Raw genomic sequence first — 875 nt, 5'->3', positions numbered from 1 at the left:
GTTCCAGAAGGGAGAAACCTTTTTGGATAAGTTTAGAATCATCCGTACAAATCCCAATACGGACATAGCAGATAGCAAGCCTATCGTAGCTTTTCTTGTTCTTGGCATCTTCTAGTAAAGTATAGCATATTTGTTTACACATATTTCTATCTTGATTGTATAAGTAAATGGTGGAGAGGTTGAGTAGGATTGCCATTCGCAAGTCATATAAATGTTGATAGTTTTTATAGACTTCTAAGCGTTGCAAGATTTTTCCAGTGATGAGATGGATATGTTCTATAGGAAAGGTAAAGAGAATGGTATTGAGAATTTTTAAGTCATTCTCGTACCAAGTGTCCTGCTTTTCTATCTTCTTCCATAGCTTCTTTACAGTATTGTTAACTTCGATTGACAGTTTTTTAGTCCCATTTTGGCGAATATAGATAACAATTTCTAGCATATCTCGTATCTCTTTGATGGGGAGGTCGTGGTGAGTTTTGAGGTAGTCTTGACATTTTTGAAATAGTTTTTCGAGTTCATTAGTCCCTAGGATTGAGCTCATATTGAGATAGGTTTGCATAATTTCTGTGCGTTGACTTGGTTGATAAAGTTGACAGATATATTCAAACTCTTCAAAACTCATATTGACTTGTCGGAGAAGAAACTCCATATTCTCATATTTAGGAGTTGTTTTCCCGCTTTCGATTTTTGATAGGCTGGTTCTTGAAAGGACGCTACCACAGACATCTTCTTGGGTTAATCCTTTTGACTCACGTATTTCTTTATAAACATTTCCAAAATCGTAGCGCATGATCTCCTCCTTGTTCGTGAAAAAAGTTAACAGAAAATAGAAACTGATTAAAAATATTGTATCATAGTAGTATAAAAAGTAAAAA

The 875-nt window shown here is 34.7% G+C and carries 1 protein-coding gene; it reads right to left on the bottom strand.

Annotated features, from left to right (window positions below; all coding sequences use genetic code 11):
• On the bottom strand, positions 1 to 790 hold a 790-nt coding region (locus GMD4S_RS12395; protein ID WP_001268184.1), incomplete at its 3' end, for a helix-turn-helix domain-containing protein.
• Positions 791 to 875: the final 85 nt, after the last annotated feature.

The sequence above is a fragment of the Streptococcus sp. GMD4S genome, from assembly GCF_000296955.1.
Note: the sequence above shows the minus strand (reverse complement) of the source record. Positions and strands in the feature narration are given on the sequence as shown.